Origin of the sequence: Nonomuraea basaltis, from assembly GCF_005893125.1 — a bacterium.
GTDB classification, from domain to species: Bacteria; Actinomycetota; Actinomycetes; order Streptosporangiales; family Streptosporangiaceae; genus Nonomuraea; species Nonomuraea basaltis.
This window is the reverse complement of the sequence record NZ_VCJS01000103.1, coordinates 1-16332: the sequence shown is the minus strand read 5'-3', so window position 1 is coordinate 16332 and position 16332 is coordinate 1. Positions and strand designations below refer to the sequence as shown.

The following is a 16332-nucleotide window of genomic DNA, read 5'->3' as shown; positions in this document are numbered from 1 at the left end:
TGCCGTGCCCACACTGACGATCTTCGACTCCGTCCCCGCCCAGGCTTCGGGTGAGACTCCCGCCCAGGCCGCCACGGGCCGGCCGATTCCGGCCGTGCTGGGCGCCGATCTCGAGGTGCCGGTCAAGGGCGGCCGGCTGGTGGGCTACGCCAACCTGGACTACGCGGCCAGCGCGCCCTGTCTGGAGCCGGTCAGCGCCGCCGTCGCCGCCGCGCTCCCGGCCTACTCCAGCGTCCACCGCGGCGCCGGCTACGCCTCCCAGCTCACCACTGCCAGGTACGAACAGGCCCGCCACACGGTCAGGTCGTTCGTCGGCGCCCGCCCCGACGACGCCGTGATCTTCACCCGCAACACCACCGACGCCACGAACCTGCTGGCCGGCTGCCTGCCCGCCGGCACGACCGCCGTGGTCTTCGACACCGAGCACCACGCCTCGCTCCTGCCCTGGAAGAGGTCCGTACGGCTGGCGCCGCCCGCCTTCCCCGGCGAGGCCGTCCGTGCCGCCGACGAGGCGCTGGCCGGGATCGACGGGCCGAAGCTGCTCGTGGTCACCGCCGCCTCCAACGTCACCGGCGAGCTGTGGCCCATCGCCGCCCTGGCGCACATCGCGCACCGGCACGGGGCCCGCATCCTGGTGGACGCCGCGCAGCTCGTACCGCATCGGCGGCTCAACCTCACCGCGCTCGATCTGGACTACGTGGCCTTCTCCGGGCACAAGCTGTACGCGCCGTTCGGTGCCGGGGTGCTGGTCGGGCGGCAGGACTGGCTGGCGGAGGGGGAGCCGTACCTCAAGGGCGGGGGCGCGGTGCGCTCGGTGGGCGACACCGCCGAATGGCACGACGACCCCGAGCCGCGCCACGAGGCGGGCACCCCGAACGTGCTGGGCGCCATCGCGCTGGCCGCGGCCTGCGACGCGCTCACCGCCACCGGCTGGACCGAGCTGGTACGCGAGGAGGAGCGGCTGATCGCGCGGCTGCGCGCCGGGCTGGCCTCGGTCGAGGGCGTGCGGGAGCTGTCGCTGTGGGGGAACGATCACCCGCGAGTGGGCATCGTGTCGTTCACCGTCGTCGGGCACTCGGCTCGCGAGGTGGCCGAGCTGCTGTCCAGCGAGTACGGCATCGGGGTGCGCGACGGTAAGTTCTGCGCGCATCCGTTCGTCCGGCACCTGCTTGGAACGCCCGATGGTGGGTGCGAGGACGACACGGCCTCCGCGGTACGGGCCTCGATCGGCATCGGGACCACGCAGGAGCACGTGGACCGGCTCGTCGAGGCGCTGCGGGACCTGGCTTCCCGCTGAGCCGCCGGCCCCTTACCGGTTCGGCGGCTTGCGGTGCTCTGGCTGGTCGTCGGCGACCAGGGCGTCGATGTCCCTCATGTCCTCGTCGTTGAGGTTGCTCGCGCCTGACCTGGGCGGCGCCGGCTGCCTGGGCACCTTCGGCGGCTCGGGCCGCGTCGTGGACTCCGACGGCGTGGTGGGCCCACCGGCCCGGCCGGCGGTCGCCCCGGTGGCCATCCCACCCGTGGTCGGCTCGGTGCCGCCCATCGGCGTACCGCGCCGGTAGGCGGTGAGTTCGTCCTCCGCGGCGTGGCGTTCCCTGCGTCGCCGGAGGAGCGAGCCGAACAGCCCGTCGAGCCCGATCCGCCCGCCGCCGAGAGCCAGGAACAGCAGGGCGAGCGAGCCGAGCGCGCCTGGCAGCTCCCAGCCGTTGTTCTGCGCCAGGATCCCGTTCGGGGCGTGCACGAAGGCGATCGCGCCGAGCATGTTGATCAGTAGCAGGAGGCCCACCGGCCGGACCAGCAGGCCGACGATGAGAAGGATGCCGCCGACGATCTCGACGACGGTGGCGTATCCGGCGGCGAGCTCGGGCATCGGGATCCCCATCTCCCTGAACCCCTGCGCCGTGGCGCCGAAGCCGCCCTGCCACTTCTGCAAGCCGTGCGCCAGGAAGATCACGCCGGCGGCCACCCGCGTGATCAGGGCAGCGACGTCGAACACAACTCTCTTCATGGTGTTTCTCCCCCCGTTCCCCCAATTCCTCCCCATGTCCGAGGTAGCGATGCGTTTCCGTACCATTCCTTGACCGTCCCCCACCCTGGATCACTACCGGAGACGGTGGCAGCATTGCCGTATGACGGAACGCGTGGTCGGAATCGGTGCGGGCGCGAAAGAGCTGGCCACCGAGGACATGATCCTCAACATCGGCCCACAGCACCCGTCGACGCACGGGGTGCTCAGGCTCCGGCTGAGGCTGGACGGCGAGCGCATCGCCACCGCCGAGCCGATCATCGGCTACATGCACCGGGGCGCGGAGAAGCTGTTCGAGGTCCGCGACTACCGTCAGATCATCATGCTCGCCAACCGGCACGACTGGCTGTCGGGGTTCGCGAACGAGCTGGGCGTGGTGCTCGCCGCCGAACGCCTGCTCGGCATGGAGCCGCCGGTCCGGGCCGTGTGGGCCCGTACGCTGCTGGCCGAGCTCAACCGGGTGCTCAACCACCTGATGTTCCTCGGCTCCTATCCGCTGGAGCTGGGTGCGATGACGCCGATCTTCTACTCCTTCAACGAGCGCGAGCGCATCCAGGCCGTGATGGAGGAGATCTCCGGCGGGCGCATGCACTACATGTTCAACCGGGTCGGGGGGCTCAAGGAGGATCTGCCGCTCGGCTGGCTGGACCGGGTGGCCGAGGCCGTCGCCGAGACCCGCCGCCGCGTGCCGGACATCGAGAACCTCATCCTGCACAACGACATCTTCCTCGCCCGCACCAAGGGCGTCGGGGTGCTCACGCGCGAGCAGATCATGCAGTACGGCGTGAGCGGCCCCGTCGCCCGTGCCTCCGGGGTCGACTTCGACCTGCGCCGCGACGACCCGTACCTGGCCTACCCGGAGCTGCCCGTCAAGGTCATCACCCGGGGCGCCGGCGACTGCCACGCCCGCTTCGAGGTGCTGTTCGAGCAGCTCAAGGTCTCGCTCGACCTGGCCGAACTCTGCGTGGACCGCCTGTGCGAGCTGCCTCCCGGGCCGATCAACCAGCGGCTGCCGAAGGTGCTCAAGGTGCCGGAGGGGCAGACGTACGCGTGGACGGAGAACCCGCTCGGCATCAACGGCTACTACCTGGTCTCCAAGGGCGACAAGACCCCGTGGCGGCTCAAGCTGCGCTCGGCCTCCTTCAGCAACATCCAGGTGCTCCGCGAGATGCTGCCCGGGCACCTGGTGGCCGACATGGTGGCCATCCTCGGCTCGATGTTCTTCGTCGTGGGTGACATCGACAAGTGAAGGCTCTCGAGCGCGACAAATACGTCGACTGGCTCCGCGCGCTGAGCCTGGTCGTCGTGGTGGTCTGGCATTGGGCGTTCACGATCCTGGAGTGGAAGCCGCACGGCCCCGAGCCGACCAGCCCGCTGGGCTTCACCTCGGGCCTGTGGATCCTCACGTGGCTGCTGCAGGTGCTGCCGCTCTTCTTCTACGTCGGCGGGCACGTGCACCTGCTGTCCTGGAACCGGGCCCGCACGCGGGGCGTCGGCATCGGCTCGTTCGTGCTGCGGCGCCTCCGGGCGCTGGCCTTACCGGCGCTGTTCCTGTCCGGCGTGTGGGTCGCCGTCGGGGCGATCGTCACGGTCACGTTCGGGGTGGACTGGATGTGGCGGGTGGTGCTGCTGGTGCTCAGCCCGTTGTGGTTCCTCGGCGTCTACCTGGTGCTGATCGCCCTGCTGCCGGTGGCGCTCTGGCTGCACCGCCGCTACGACGTGCTGACCCTGATCTGGCTCGGCGGCGCGGCGCTGGTGGTGGACGTGGTGCGCTTCCGGTACGGGATCGACGGGGCGGGCTGGCTCAACATGGTCCTCGTGTGGGGGCTGGCCCACCAGGCCGGCTTCTTCTACGAACGGATCGTGATCCTGCCCAGGCGCTACGATGTCGCGCTGCTCTGGACGGGGCTGTTCGCCCTGTTCGGGCTGGTCTACTCGGGCATCTACCCGGGCTCGATGGTGGGCGTGCCGGGCGACAAGTGGTCCAACATGGCGCCGCCGACCTTCGTGATCGTGGCCCTGCTGCTGTTCCAGATCGGTCTGGTCGAGGTGCTGCGCCCGGCCATGGAGCGGGTGCTGGAGCGGCCGCGCTGGGGCCGGGTCAACGACTTCATCAACCGGTACTCTCTGCCGCTGTTCCTTTTCCACACGACCGGGATGGCCATCTCACTGGGGCTGTCGTGGTGGCTCTTCGGCACGCTGGGCGGCCCGATCCCGCCGGACCTCTATTGGTGGCTGGAGCGCCCCATCGCCATCGTCGGGCCGCTGATCTGCACCGCCCCGGTCATTTATCTCTTCGGCCGCCGCCGAACGCCGTTCAGGCAAACGCAGGACGAGGAGGTCGGCGGCTCCGTAGGCTCGGAGCATGGCTGACATCGGCTTCCGGGCCAATGCCGAGGACGAGCGGATCATTCGTGCCGCCATGCGGGACGGCGAGCGGCCCAGCGACGTGATCCGTCGCGCGCTACGAGTGCTGCAGCGCGACATGTGGCAGGAGCGCGTGCGCCGCGACGCCCGGAGGCAGGACGGGGACCTGTCAGGCGAACAAGACGGATGGCGCTATTTCGGGTTCTGATCCTCTGGGTCCTTCGGGATGCGGCAGGCGTGCTCCAGATAGAGCGCCGCGCAGATCAGCACCACGCAGGACAGGAACGAGCCCGTCGCGACGAAGAACTCCGACCGCGGCGTCTCTCGGTCCAGGATCTGCACCGTGTAGAGCGCGAACCCGGCGAACAGTCCCCCGAACACCGCTCCGCCGTACGCCGACGCCTTCGCCAGCGCGGCCAGCCGGGCCACCGCCAGCGGCTCCACCGGCTTCGTCCCCGGCTTCCTGGCGATCCTGGCCTTCGTGACCAAGGCACTGTAGCCCTCCCCGACGGCCAGCAGCAGCACCGTCGGGATCGCCGTCCACGGCATGAGGGGCAGGCCGGAGTAGAACTGCCGGACCGCCGCCAGCGCCAGCAGCGCGACGATGGCGAGGATGCCGACCAGGGGGCCGGGCTGCGTGGGCCTCAATCCGGCCTCTGCAGCGTGAGATCGGGGCGCAGGCGCACGCCCTGCCTGTCGAGCCCCTCCAGCAGGTCGGACACCCGGCCGTGGCCGGGCACCGTGCCCTGCGGATCGGCATCGGACCAGGGGACGAGCACGAACGCACGCTCGTGGGCACGTGGATGCGGCAGCGTCAGCTCGGGGTCGTCGCAGACGGTGTCCCCCACGACGATCAGGTCGACGTCGAGCGTGCGCGGCCCCCAGCGCTCCGCGCGGACCCGGCCGAAGGCGTTCTCTACGCTCAGCGCCCGCTCCAGGAGCGTGCGCGGCCCCAGGGTGGTCTCGGCGATCACCACCGCGTTGAGGTAGGGCCTCTGCCCAGGGGGACCGCCGACCGGGTCGGTCTCGTAGACCGGCGAGGCCTTGACGAACTCCAGGTCGGGGGCGTCGAACAGGACGTCCACGGCCCCTTGCAAGGTCTGGAACCGGTTGCCCAGATTGCTGCCCAGGGCGAGGACGGCCTTCATGCGCGGCTCCGCTCGATCGTCACGATCACATCGTCGAACGCCAGCGGGATCGGCGCCGCCGGCTTGTGCACGCTCACCTCGACCTTACGCACCAGCTCACTGGCCAGGCACACATCGGCCAGGCGCTGCGCGAGCGTCTCGATCAGCTCGACCGGCTCGCCCTCCACGACCCCGACCAGGGCCTCCGCCAGCTCCCCGTAGTGGACGGTCTTGGTCAGATCGTCTCCGGCCGCGGCCGGCGCGGTGTCGAGGAACAGCGTCGCGTCGACCACGAACTCCTGCCCGAGCTCCCGCTCGGCAGCGAGCACGCCGTGCCTCCCCCTGGCCCGCAGGCCCTTGAGAGCGATGCGATCAGCGCTCAAGCTCGCCTTCCTCCTCCTCGTCCTCGTCTCCCTGGAGCACCGGTGAGCCGTGGTGCATCCACAGCCGCCACCCCTGCGGGGTCCGGATGTAGACGTTGCTGGCCACCACCTTGCCCGCGGCGAAGCTCGACTCACCCTCCTCGCCGGCGGTGAGGATGTTCTCCACGCAGGTGAGCACGGCCACGTCGCCGAGCACGGTCGTGTTGACGTCGGTCAGCACGAACTGGATGTAGGTGGTGTTGGCCATGATCAGCGCCCACGACCGCAGCACCTCCGACCGGCCCGCCAGCAGCGTCCAGCCGGGGTGTACGCAGCTCACCTGCTCGTCGGAGGTGTCCTCCGCCCAGATGTCGGTCATCTTGTCGAGATCGCCGCTCTCGATCGCGGTGTAGAACTCCTGGTTGACCGTCTCGATCGCGGCCGTGTCGACGCTCATGTGTTCGCTCCCGCTCTCTTCCATGCGGCGGCCACACGCACGGCGTCCGCGTTGGGGCCTACGTCGTGCACGCGTACGCACCAGGCGCCCGCCTCCGCGGCCAGCGCGGTCACGGCCAGCGTGGCGGCGTCACTGCGGCTGAAGGGCCGGGGCGTGCCGTCCGGGCCGGCCAGCAGCCGCCCCAGGAACCGCTTGCGCGAGGCACCGATGAGCAGGGGATAGCCCAGCTCGGCCAGCTTCGGGATCCCGGCGAGCAGCGCCCAGTTGTGCTCGGCGTTCTTGGCGAAGCCGAGACCGGGGTCGAGCACGATCTGCTCCTCCGACACCCCCTCGGCCAGCACCAGGTCGACCCGCTTGCTCAGCTCCTCGCGCACCTCGGTGACCACGTCGGCGTAGACGGCCCGGCTGTCCATGTACTGGCTGTGGCCGCGCCAGTGCATCACCACGTAGGGAACGCCGGTCGCGGCCACCACGCGCGCCATCTCCGGGTCGGCCTGGCCGCCGCTCACGTCGTTGACCAGCCGCGCGCCCGCGTCCACGGAGGCCTTGGCGACCTCCGCGCGCATCGTGTCCACGCTGACCGGCACCCCTTCGGCGGCGAGTGCCCTGATCACGGGGACGACCCTGATCAGCTCCTCCTCCAGCGACACCCTGGCCGCGCCGGGCCGGGTGGACTCGCCGCCCACGTCGACGATGTCCGCACCCTCCTCGACCAGCTCAAAGCCGTGCCGGATGGCGGCCGCCTCGTCGAACCACAGGCCACCATCGGAGAACGAATCGGGCGTCACATTGACCACACCCATGACGAGGCACCGCTCCGCACCTCCCGGCACGCTGATGGGCACGCTAGTCATGGGCCAAGCCTAGGCGTTCCCCCACACCTGCTGACATCGCGGGTCCCCGGTTGTGGATAACGATCCTCACCTGCCGAGGATGAGCGCCATCGCCTCGGAGCGGGTCTTGTCGCTCGTACGGAAGTCGCCGCGGACGGCCGAGGTCACGGTCCTGGCACCCGGCTTGCGTACGCCGCGCATCGTCATGCACAGATGCTCGGCCTCGACGACCACGATCGCCCCGCGCGGCTCCAGCACCCGCATGAGCGCGTCGGCGATCTGGGACGTCATGCGCTCCTGGACCTGGGGGCGGCGGGCGTAGACGTCCACCAGCCGAGCGAGCTTGGACAGACCCGTGACCTGCCCCTTCGCGTTCGGGATGTAGCCCACGTGGGCCAGCCCGTGGAACGGCACCAGATGATGCTCGCAGGTCGAATAGACCTCGATGTCCTTCACCAGGATCATCTCGTCGTGATCGACGTCGAAGACCTTGTTGAGCACATCCTCGGGCTTCTGGCCGAGCCCTGAATACTGCTCGGCCATGGCCCGCGCGACCCGGGCAGGCGTGTCGAGAAGACCGTCGCGGTCGGGATCCTCGCCGATGGCGTAGAGGATCTCGCGGACGGCCTTCTCGATCCGGCCCAGGTCTACATCGTGCTGCGTCACGCAGAGTCTCCGGACGGGAGGGCATCCGAGTGACCCGAGGTGAGCGAGCCGTTGGCCGACTGCTCCTTCGGGGTCAGGATCGGCGGGCGGTCGGAAGGGAGCCGCTTGCCGTAGCCCGCGTAGGACGGGCGGTGCTCCTTGACGACCACCGAGGCGAAGATCTCCACCACCTGCTGGCGGGAGAGGGTCTCCTTGTCCATGAGCTGGAGCACCAGGTTGTCGAGCACGTCACGGTATTCGACCAGGATGTCCCACGCCTGGTCGTGCGCCGTCTCGATCATGCGGCGGACCTCCTCGTCGATCGTGGAGGCGATCTTCTCGGAGTAGTCGCGCTCGTGGCCCATCTCGCGGCCCAGGAAGACCTCGGCGTTGCCGGTGCCGAACTTGCGGGCGCCGAGCTGCTCGCTCATGCCGTATTCGGTCACCATGCGGCGAGCGACGGCCGTGGCCTTCTCGATGTCGTTGGAGGCGCCGGTGGTGGGCTCATGGAAGACGAGCTCCTCCGCCGCGCGGCCGCCGAGCAACATCGCGAGCTGGTCCATCATCTCCGACCTGGTGGCCAGGAACTTGTCCTCCATCGGCAGCGTCATCGTGTAACCGAGGGCGCGGCCACGGGACAAGATCGTGATCTTGTGGACCGGGTCGGAATTGGGCAGCGCGTGCGCCACCAGCGCGTGACCGCCCTCGTGGTAGGCGATCATCTTCTTTTCCTTGTCGGACATGACCCGCGTCTTGCGCTCGGGCCCTGCCATGACACGGTCGATCGCCTCCTCGAGGATGTCCATCGTGATCAGCTTCTCGTCGGCGCGCGCCGTGAGCAGCGCGGCCTCGTTGATCACGTTGGCCAGGTCGGCGCCGGTGAACCCGGGGGTGCGGCGCGCGATGACGTCGAGGTCGACGTTGGGCGAGAACGGCTTGCCGCGGCCGTGGACCCTGAGGATGCCCTTACGGCCCTCCAGGTCGGGGCGGTCGACGGTGACCTGCCGGTCGAAACGGCCCGGGCGCAGCAGCGCCGGGTCGAGGATGTCCGGCCGGTTGGTCGCGGCGATGAGGATCACGCCGCCCTTGACGTCGAAGCCGTCCATCTCGACGAGCAACTGGTTGAGCGTCTGCTCGCGCTCGTCGTGACCGCCGCCCAGGCCGGCGCCGCGGTGGCGGCCGACGGCGTCGATCTCGTCGATGAAGATGATCGCCGGGGCGTTGGCCTTCGCCTGCTCGAACAGGTCACGGACACGCGACGCGCCGACACCGACGAACATCTCGACGAAGTCGGAACCGGAGATCGAGTAGAACGGCACGCCGGCCTCACCCGCTACGGCGCGGGCCAGCAGGGTCTTGCCGGTGCCGGGCGGGCCGTACAGCAGCACGCCCTTGGGGATCTTGGCGCCGATCGCCTGGAACTTGGCCGGGGCCTGCAGGAACTCCTTGATCTCCTGGAGCTCCTCGATAGCCTCGTCGGCACCCGCGACGTCGGCGAACGTGGTCTTGGGGGTGTCCTTGGTGATGAGCTTGGCCTTCGACTTGCCGAACTGCATCACGCGCGAGCCGCCGCCCTGCATCTGGTTCATGATGAACAGGAAGATCAGCACGATGATGACGATCGGCAGGAAGCTCACCAGGAGGCTGACCAGGAAGTTCTCCTGTGGCACCTCGGTGGTGAAGCTGTCGGTCTTCTTGGCGTCGACCTGCGCCTGCAGCTCGTCGGTCAGCTTGCCGCCGTAGCCGGTGACCCAGTCGGCCTGGATCAGCTTCGTCGGCTGATCGCCCTTCTTGACGGCGATCGCGTTGCGCAGCGTCAGCTCGATCCGGTTGTCCTTGTCGACAATCTTGGCGTTGCTGACGTTTCCGGCGCGAATCTGCTGGAGAACCAAGGACGTGTCGGCCTGCTTGAAATTGCCGCCACCACTCCAGAGCTGGGTGACGAGCAGGAGCAGCACGACGATGCCCAGGATCCACAGCAGTGGCCCACGTGTAAATCGCTTGAGATCCATCCGATGCGGAACCCCTTGCGGGCCCGTCCCTTCCTGACCATGGCCTGGAACCCCGGGCTGGCCCGGGGCCGCGGCATCCGACACCGCGACTTCTGACTACCCGAAGGGGACACGTGGTCACCCTTCCGGAGTCTGAAGGTACACCGGCAGAGCGCGCGGAGGGACCGCCCGCTACACCGGCCTTGCCCTATCAACGTACGTCACGTTGCGCGATGTTCCCGGCCATGACAAGAGTTGCTACCTATAGACGTGCGGCGCGAGAGTGCCGATGAACGGCAGGTTCCGGTATCGCTCCGCGTAGTCGAGGCCATAACCGATGACGAACTCTTGGGGAATGTCGAACCCCACGTATTTCACCTCAATGGGCACCTTCACCGCGTCCGGCTTGCGCAGCGCCGTGCAGATCTCCAGCGAGGCGGGATTGCGCGACTTCAGGTTTTCCAGCAGCCAGTGCAGGGTCAGGCCGGAGTCGATGATGTCCTCGACGATCAGCACATGGCGGTTCAAGATGTCGGTGTCGAGGTCTTTCAGCACGCGGACGACGCCGGACGACTTGGTGCCCGCGCCGTACGACGACACCGCCATCCAGTCCATCTGCACGGGCACGTGCAACGCCCTGGCCAGGTCGGCCATGACCATGACGGCGCCCTTCAACACCCCTACGAGCAGCACATCCTTGCCCGCGTAGTCCTCGTCGATCCGCCCGGCAAGCTCTTTGATCTTGGCCTGGAGCTCGTCCTCGGGAATGAGGACCTTCTCCAGGTCATGGCCCATGTCGGCAGCGTCCACCTGTGGTTCCTTACGCAATAGGACTGATGGCGAGTATCAGGGTGCCATACCGCCGGACGGCGGACAGGCGCCCGGGCAGGTCCACCGCCTTCTGCCCGCGCCAGCGCGTGACCAACCGGTCCACGGCCAGCACGTGCGTGGCCGACAGGGCGCCGGACGGCGCTCCGGCGGCGACGGCCGCCCGCCGCAACACCCTCCGCCTGACGGCGTCCGGCAGCTTTTCCAGCTCGGGTACGGACAGCGTCACGGCTCCGTCGATATCGCTAAGAGCGCAATTCTGATACGCCGATTCGGCCCATTCGTCAAGGGCGTCGGCGTCCTCGCGCGCCATCCTCGCGGTCCTGGCGAGCGCCTCGGCCACTCCTGGGCCGAGCTCCTCCTCCAGGACGGGCAGGACCCTTCTTCTCACGCGGACCCTTGTGTAGCGGGGGTCGTCGTTGTGCGGATCGTCCCAGGGGGTGAGGTTCATGGCCCGGCAGGCGGCCACGGTGGTGGCTCTGGGGACGTCCAAGAGGGGGCGGCGGTAGCGGCCTGTCCTGGCGGCCATGCCGGAGAGCGAGCGGACGCCGCTGCCCCTGGCCAGGCCCAGGAGCACCGTCTCCGCCTGGTCGTCCCTGGTGTGGCCGAGCAGGACCGCCGCCGCCTGGAGCCTGTCCGCCGCCTCGGCGAGCGCCGCGTAGCGAGCCTGCCTGGCCGCCGCTTCCGGGCCGCCCTCGGTGCCGACGGTGATGGTGAGGATCTCGGCGGGGCGCAGGGCCAGGTGCTCTGCCTGGGCGGCGACCTGCCGGGCTCGTTCGGCGGATCCGGACTGGAGCTGGTGATCCACGGTCAGCAGGCCTGCCCCGAGGCCCATCCGGGGGGCCACGAACGCCAGGGCCGCGGCCAGGGCCAGGGAGTCGGCTCCGCCGCTGCAGGCCACCAGGACCAGCGCGCCGTGCGGAAGATCGGCCAGCGCTTCACGCACCGCCCTGCGAACGTCGGCTACGGCCGGATGTGGGCCCACGGGTGCCATTGTCGCCGGTCCCGCGCATGGCCTGGCCCACCCTCCTCCACCAACCGGACGCCCACGCCGGCCGGGCCTCGTGGGGCGGTGACCGGTGCGGCGTGTGGATGGTGTGCCGTTAGGCGATGGGCGGCGCGCCGCATGGCGACGGTTCAGGGCCCAAAGGGCGCGCCGTGGGTCCCCTCGAGGAGTGTGGGGTCAGGCGGGGAGGGCCGAGGTGCCGATGACGCGGCTGATCCAGGCGTTCGGGTCGGCGATTTCGGGGGTGGTCGGCAGGGTCTCCGGGGAGGTCCAGATCTTGTTGAAGCCGTCCATCCCCACGCGGCCCACCACCGTGCGGACGAACGCGGACCCCTCCGCGTACTGCTTCATCTTGACCTCGATCCCCAGCAGCCGCCGCACCGTGCGGTCCAGGCGGGAGCCGCCCTCGCGGCGATGGGCGAACTTGGCGCGGATGTCGGCGACGGACGGCACCACGGACGGGCCCACGGCGTCCATGACGTAGTCCCCGTGCCCTTCCACCAGGGTCATCACAGCCGTGAGCCGGTCGAGGATCTCCTTCTGGCCGGGTGACTGGATGGCGTCGATCAGGTTGCCCTCGCCGCCGCGCACCACGTCGGCCACCGTGTCGGCGGCGTTGCGGAGGCGTTCGAGCAGCGTGGGCAGGTCGAGGTCGGAGGCGAGCAGGAACTCGGTCATCTGCGAACGGACGTATTCGCGCAGCCACGGCACGCCCGTGAACTGGACGCGGTGGGTCTCCTCGTGGAGGCACACCCACAGGCGGAAGTCGTGCGGGTTCACGCCCATCTCGCGTTCGGCATGGACGATGTTGGGGGCGACGAGCGTGAGGCGGCCCGTCGGCTCCTCTCCGGTGGGGTCGGGCGGGAGGAAAAGTTCGTACTGGCCCAGCACCCGCGAGGCGAGGAAGGCCAGGACGGCCCCGACCTCGACGCCCGTGATGCGGGAGCCCACGGCGGTGACGATGGCCGGAGGCGGGCTGGAGCTGTTGCCCATGCGCTGCGTCAGGGGCTCGAGCACCACCCGGAAGCCCTCGACGTTCGCCTTGATCCAGCCTGGCCTGTCGACGACGGTCGCAGGCTGCGGCGGAGTCTCTGTGTGGATCTTCGTGAACTCGCGCACATGGCCCTCGGCCTCACGTGACAGGGTACGGAGCTCGGTGACGGCCTGTCTGGCCTCCTCCCGGCTCACTTGAGGACCGGGGCGCACAAGGCGCGTGCCGGTCGTGACGGCCAGATCCCAGTCGATCACCTGCATAACGTCCACCGTACGTGGTTCGCGCCCATGCCGCGAAGGACAGGGGTGATAAGGGCCGAAGCGCCGTCAGGAACGCGCGACGATGGCGGCGAGGCGGTCGAGGACGGGTTCGGCGTTGGCGGGCACGCGGTCCGCCATGAACGCGAACGTGACCAGCCGCCCGTCCTTGGTCGTGGCCATCCCGGCCAGCGTGTTGATGTTGTTCAGGGTGCCTGTCTTCGCGCGTACGAGGCCGACCTGGCCCTTGCTGTCGCGGTTGACGAATCGCCGGCCGTTGCCGAGCGTGCCCGAGAAACCGGCGATCGGCATGCCGGAGGCGATGGCGTGCAGGCCGGGATGGTTCGCGGAGCCGGCCAGGGAGATCAGCTTGGCCAGGGCGCCGGCGCTGATGCGGTTGCGGATGGACAGGCCGCTGCCGTCGGAAAGCGCGACGCCTTGGGCGACGCCGAGCCGCTGGAGCACCGCGACCACCGCCTTCGTGCCCCCGTCGAACGACGCGGGCCGGCCCTCCTTGATGGCGACGTGCCTGATCAGAGCCTCGGCGAGATCGTTGTCGCTCTTCGTCAGCGCATGCTCGACCAGGGCGTAGAGGGGGGCGGAGTCGACCTTCCCGAGCTCTCGGGCGCCTGCCGGGGCCTTGCCCGGGCGTACGGACTTCGACACGGCGATGCCTTGCTTGGTGAGCAGCCTGGCGAAGGCCGCGGCCGCGTAGGCGGGAGGGTTGGAGACGCGGGGGTTGTTGTAGCGCGGGTTCTGGCGGCCCTCGTCCATGGTCAGGGCGTAGACGGGGGCCACTTCGCCGTCGGGGAGGTAGTTGGGCTTCCAGCCAGGCGCGATCGGGGAGCCGGCGAACAGCGACGTGTCGTACGAGAGGGTGATTTTCTTGATGTTCTGGGATTTGAGGGTCGCCGCGGTGCGGGCGGCCAGGGTGGCGAGGGTGGCCTGCTTCGGGTACGTCTGCTTCGCCGAAGGGCCCGCGAGGAGCGGGTCGCCGCCGCCTACCAGGACGACCGTGCCCGGTTTGGCGCCCTGGACGACCCTGGTGGACAGGCGGGTGTCGGGGCCGAGGGAGGCGAGCGCGGCGGCGCAGGTGACGATCTTCGTGGTGGAGGCGGGGACGATGGGCGTGTCGGCGTTGGCGGCGAAGATCTGCTCGCCGGTGGTCGCGTCGAGGACGACGGCGCCGACCCGGTCGCCCAGCGCTTTGTCACCCAGGGCGCTGGTGAGCTGCTGCGTCAAAGTACCCTTAGTCGGGAGAGGTCCGTCTCCTGACTTCGCCGAGAGCTGGGCCAGCACAGGTCCGGAGGTGACCACGGGGACGGAAGGAGACCCTTCCGGCGGTGACGCCGCCGGCTTGGTCGGTGGAGACTGCCTCGTCAACGCGCCCAGGCTGAAGTCGGTGGTCATCGCGTAAACGCCGGTGACGATCGTCAGAGCCTGGAGCACGGCGAGAGTGGTCAGCATCACCCACCGGTCGCGCCGCGCCACGTCGCCTGCCCTCTCTGCTGTGTTCGCCTACGAGACATTAACGCCCGACCGGGGGTGCCCGGGGGCCTGAGCGGAGGAACCGCGGTGGAGTTCGACGTTGTCGTTGAGATTCCCAAGGGACAACGGAACAAATACGAAGTGGACCATGAGACCGGGAAGATCAGGCTGGACCGGCTCCTGTTCACCTCCACGCAGTACCCCGCCGACTACGGCTTCATCGAGAACACTCTCGGCGAGGACGGCGACCCGCTCGACGCGCTGGTGCTGCTGCAGGAGCCGACGTTCCCGGGCTGCTACATCACCTGCCGGGCGGTGGGCATGTTCCGGATGACCGACGAGAAGGGCGGCGACGACAAGGTCCTGTGCGTGCCGTCCACCGACCCGCGAATGCACCACATCCAGGACATCCACCATGTGTCGGAGTTCGACCGGTTGGAGATCCAGCACTTCTTCGAGGTCTACAAGGACCTGGAGCCGGGCAAGTCCGTCGAGGGCGCGAACTGGGTGGGTCGCACCGAGGCCGAGGCCGAGATCGAGCGGTCCTTCCAGCGGGCCAAGGACGAGGGTTACTACCACAAGCACTGACCCTTCAGCGGGGCCTGGTGGCGCCCACCAGGTCCCCTCGCCAGATCGGGGCGACCCGCACCACGTCGCCGGTCTGCGGCGCGTGCACCATCTGGCCGTCGCCCACGTAGATCCCGACGTGGTGGATCGTGCTCGGGTCGCCGGGGTTGTAGGCGAAGAACAGCAGGTCGCCGCGGCGTAGCTGGTTCAGCGGCACGTGCGGCCCCGACGTCCACTGGGTGCCCGTCCAGTGGTCGAGCCGCACGCCCACCCGCTCCCAGGCCCGCATCGTCAGCCCCGAGCAGTCGTAGGTGTCCGGGCCGGCCGCCGCCCACACGTACGGCTTGCCGAGCTGGGTGAGCGCCCAGTTGGCCGCCACGTGCCCCATGGCCGAGCCGCCGGAGGCCAGTTTGGCCGCCGACACGGCCGCGGCCCGCCGCCTGGCCAGCCGCTCGGCGCGGGTGCGCGCCGCGTCCACCCGCTGCTGCAGGCGCCGCTCGCGGGCCCGCAGCAACCTCGTCTCGCGCCGCTGACCGGCCACGGCGGCCTCGGCGGCGGCCTTCGCCTCCTCCGCGCGTTCCGCGGCGGCCTGGTGGGCGGCGTGGGCGTTGACGGCCTCGGTGCGGAGAATGGCGGCCACTTCCTGGGCGTCGCGCAATCCGGCGAGGATCGCGGCGCGCTCGCCGCTGAGCTGCTCGAGCACGCCGGCGCGGTGCAGCAGGCCGTCGGTGCCGCCGCGGTCGACGATCATGCCGACGAACGGCTCCATCGTGCCCAACCCGCCGTACGACTCCGCGGCCAGCAGCGCGACGCCCTGCCGGGTCCGCTCGACCTCCGCGTCGGCCGCCGCCAGTCGCGTCCGGGCCTGCTCGAGGGCCTGCTCGGCGGTCCGCAGCCGCACCCTCGCGCCGTTGTACGCCTCCACCAGCCGTTCCGCCTCGGCCGCCAGCCGCCCCAGCCGCGACTGCGCCGTGGCCAGCCTCGCGCCCGCCACCGACAGCTCCTTCGACCGTTCCCGTGCGATCTCGCGGGCCTTTCGCACCTCGCGCGGGGAGGGCCCCGGATCGGCCCCTACCGGTGGGCACAGAGCGACGAGCAGGTAGCCCGCCAGCAGCCCTGCCCGGAATGTGCGCATAGGTCCCCCCGGCAGCAAATGGTAACTCTACGCACACAGTTCCCGCTAGTTCACTCACGTAACGTGACGAGCGGGCGGGGATCGGTCAGTCACCCCCCATGAGCGTTGCCACGGGCTCCTCGGCGGAAGTGGGGGCCGTCTCCGTCGGCGTGACGAGCGAGGGGGCCGGTCAGCCGCCCTCCGTGGGAGTTGCCACGGGCTGCTCGGTGGGAGTGGGGGTGGTGGTCTCGGTCGGCGTGGTGGTCGGGG

The 16332-nt window shown here is 69.8% G+C and carries 18 protein-coding genes; 5 read left to right on the top strand and 13 right to left on the bottom strand.

What is annotated here, in order from left to right; translation table 11 throughout:
* Nucleotides 1–13 precede the first annotated feature (13 nt).
* Nucleotides 14–1297, top strand: coding sequence for an aminotransferase class V-fold PLP-dependent enzyme (locus EJK15_RS37640; RefSeq protein WP_420847122.1), 1284 nt, complete (start codon nt 14–16; stop codon nt 1295–1297).
* Nucleotides 1298–1309: 12 nt separating this feature from the next.
* Here EJK15_RS37640 and EJK15_RS37635 read toward each other — a convergent pair whose 3' ends face one another.
* Entirely contained in the window at nt 1310–2008 is a 699-nt protein-coding gene (locus EJK15_RS37635; protein ID WP_138715245.1) for a DoxX family protein, read from the bottom strand.
* A 121-nt stretch (nt 2009–2129) separates the two neighbouring features.
* On the opposite strand from EJK15_RS37635, the gene EJK15_RS37630 reads away from it, so the two are divergent.
* The 3 genes from EJK15_RS37630 to EJK15_RS37620 are packed head-to-tail and all read left to right on the top strand — an operon-like array spanning nt 2130 to nt 4601.
* Entirely contained in the window at nt 2130–3275 is a 1146-nt protein-coding gene (locus EJK15_RS37630) for an NADH-quinone oxidoreductase subunit D (protein ID WP_138715244.1), read from the top strand.
* On the top strand, nt 3272–4399 hold the full coding sequence (locus tag EJK15_RS37625) for an acyltransferase family protein (protein ID WP_138715243.1): 1128 nt from the start codon (nt 3272–3274) through the stop codon (nt 4397–4399). Before EJK15_RS37630 ends, EJK15_RS37625 begins: the two co-directional genes overlap by 4 nt.
* Nucleotides 4392–4601 (top strand): hypothetical protein, encoded by a 210-nt coding sequence (locus tag EJK15_RS37620; RefSeq protein WP_138715242.1) that lies wholly within the window; start codon nt 4392–4394, stop codon nt 4599–4601. The genes EJK15_RS37625 and EJK15_RS37620 overlap by 8 nt, the downstream gene beginning before the upstream one ends.
* Here EJK15_RS37620 and EJK15_RS37615 read toward each other — a convergent pair.
* The 11 genes from EJK15_RS37615 to dacB form a co-directional block, all read right to left on the bottom strand.
* The gene (locus EJK15_RS37615) at nt 4586–5041 is read right to left on the bottom strand and encodes a DUF3180 domain-containing protein (RefSeq protein WP_138715241.1); all 456 of its coding nucleotides are present in this window, start codon (nt 5039–5041) and stop codon (nt 4586–4588) included. The two genes, EJK15_RS37620 and EJK15_RS37615, sit on opposite strands and share 16 nt — an antisense overlap.
* The gene (folK, locus tag EJK15_RS37610; protein WP_138715240.1) at nt 5038–5541 is read right to left on the bottom strand and encodes a 2-amino-4-hydroxy-6-hydroxymethyldihydropteridine diphosphokinase; all 504 of its coding nucleotides are present in this window, start codon (nt 5539–5541) and stop codon (nt 5038–5040) included. Before folK ends, EJK15_RS37615 begins: the two co-directional genes overlap by 4 nt.
* A complete protein-coding gene (gene folB, locus EJK15_RS37605) occupies nt 5538–5903 on the bottom strand; it encodes a dihydroneopterin aldolase (protein WP_138715239.1) in 366 nt (121 codons plus the stop codon). Before folB ends, folK begins: the two co-directional genes overlap by 4 nt.
* Nucleotides 5893–6339 carry a nuclear transport factor 2 family protein gene (locus EJK15_RS37600; protein WP_138715238.1) on the bottom strand — a complete coding sequence of 149 codons (447 nt, stop codon included), beginning with the start codon at nt 6337–6339 and terminating at the stop codon, nt 5893–5895. The genes folB and EJK15_RS37600 overlap by 11 nt, the downstream gene beginning before the upstream one ends.
* On the bottom strand, nt 6336–7193 hold the full coding sequence (folP, locus tag EJK15_RS37595; RefSeq protein WP_138715237.1) for a dihydropteroate synthase: 858 nt from the start codon (nt 7191–7193) through the stop codon (nt 6336–6338). Before folP ends, EJK15_RS37600 begins: the two co-directional genes overlap by 4 nt.
* Nucleotides 7194–7259: 66 nt before the next feature.
* A complete protein-coding gene (gene folE / locus EJK15_RS37590) occupies nt 7260–7838 on the bottom strand; it encodes a GTP cyclohydrolase I FolE (RefSeq protein WP_138715236.1) in 579 nt (192 codons plus the stop codon).
* A complete protein-coding gene (gene ftsH, locus EJK15_RS37585) occupies nt 7835–9829 on the bottom strand; it encodes an ATP-dependent zinc metalloprotease FtsH (RefSeq protein ID WP_138715235.1) in 1995 nt (664 codons plus the stop codon). Before ftsH ends, folE begins: the two co-directional genes overlap by 4 nt.
* A gap of 237 nt (nt 9830–10066) precedes the next feature.
* Nucleotides 10067–10618, bottom strand: a complete 552-nt coding sequence (hpt, locus tag EJK15_RS37580; RefSeq protein ID WP_240777463.1) for a hypoxanthine phosphoribosyltransferase — start codon at nt 10616–10618, stop codon at nt 10067–10069.
* A 10-nt stretch (nt 10619–10628) separates the two neighbouring features.
* A complete protein-coding gene (tilS, locus tag EJK15_RS37575) occupies nt 10629–11630 on the bottom strand; it encodes a tRNA lysidine(34) synthetase TilS (RefSeq protein ID WP_138715234.1) in 1002 nt (333 codons plus the stop codon).
* A gap of 189 nt (nt 11631–11819) precedes the next feature.
* Nucleotides 11820–12896, bottom strand: coding sequence for a zinc-dependent metalloprotease (locus EJK15_RS37570; RefSeq protein ID WP_171074745.1), 1077 nt, complete (start codon nt 12894–12896; stop codon nt 11820–11822).
* A 66-nt stretch (nt 12897–12962) separates the two neighbouring features.
* A complete protein-coding gene (gene dacB / locus EJK15_RS37565; protein ID WP_138715233.1) occupies nt 12963–14384 on the bottom strand; it encodes a D-alanyl-D-alanine carboxypeptidase/D-alanyl-D-alanine endopeptidase in 1422 nt (473 codons plus the stop codon).
* Nucleotides 14385–14468: 84 nt separating this feature from the next.
* Here dacB and EJK15_RS37560 point away from each other — a divergent pair, with 84 nt between their 5' ends.
* On the top strand, nt 14469–14969 hold the full coding sequence (locus EJK15_RS37560) for an inorganic diphosphatase (RefSeq protein ID WP_138715232.1): 501 nt from the start codon (nt 14469–14471) through the stop codon (nt 14967–14969).
* Between the two features lie 4 nt (nt 14970–14973).
* Here the strand turns inward: EJK15_RS37560 and EJK15_RS37555 are convergent, their stop codons facing one another.
* Nucleotides 14974–16083 carry a C40 family peptidase gene (locus EJK15_RS37555; protein ID WP_138715231.1) on the bottom strand — a complete coding sequence of 370 codons (1110 nt, stop codon included), beginning with the start codon at nt 16081–16083 and terminating at the stop codon, nt 14974–14976.
* Nucleotides 16084–16332: the final 249 nt, after the last annotated feature.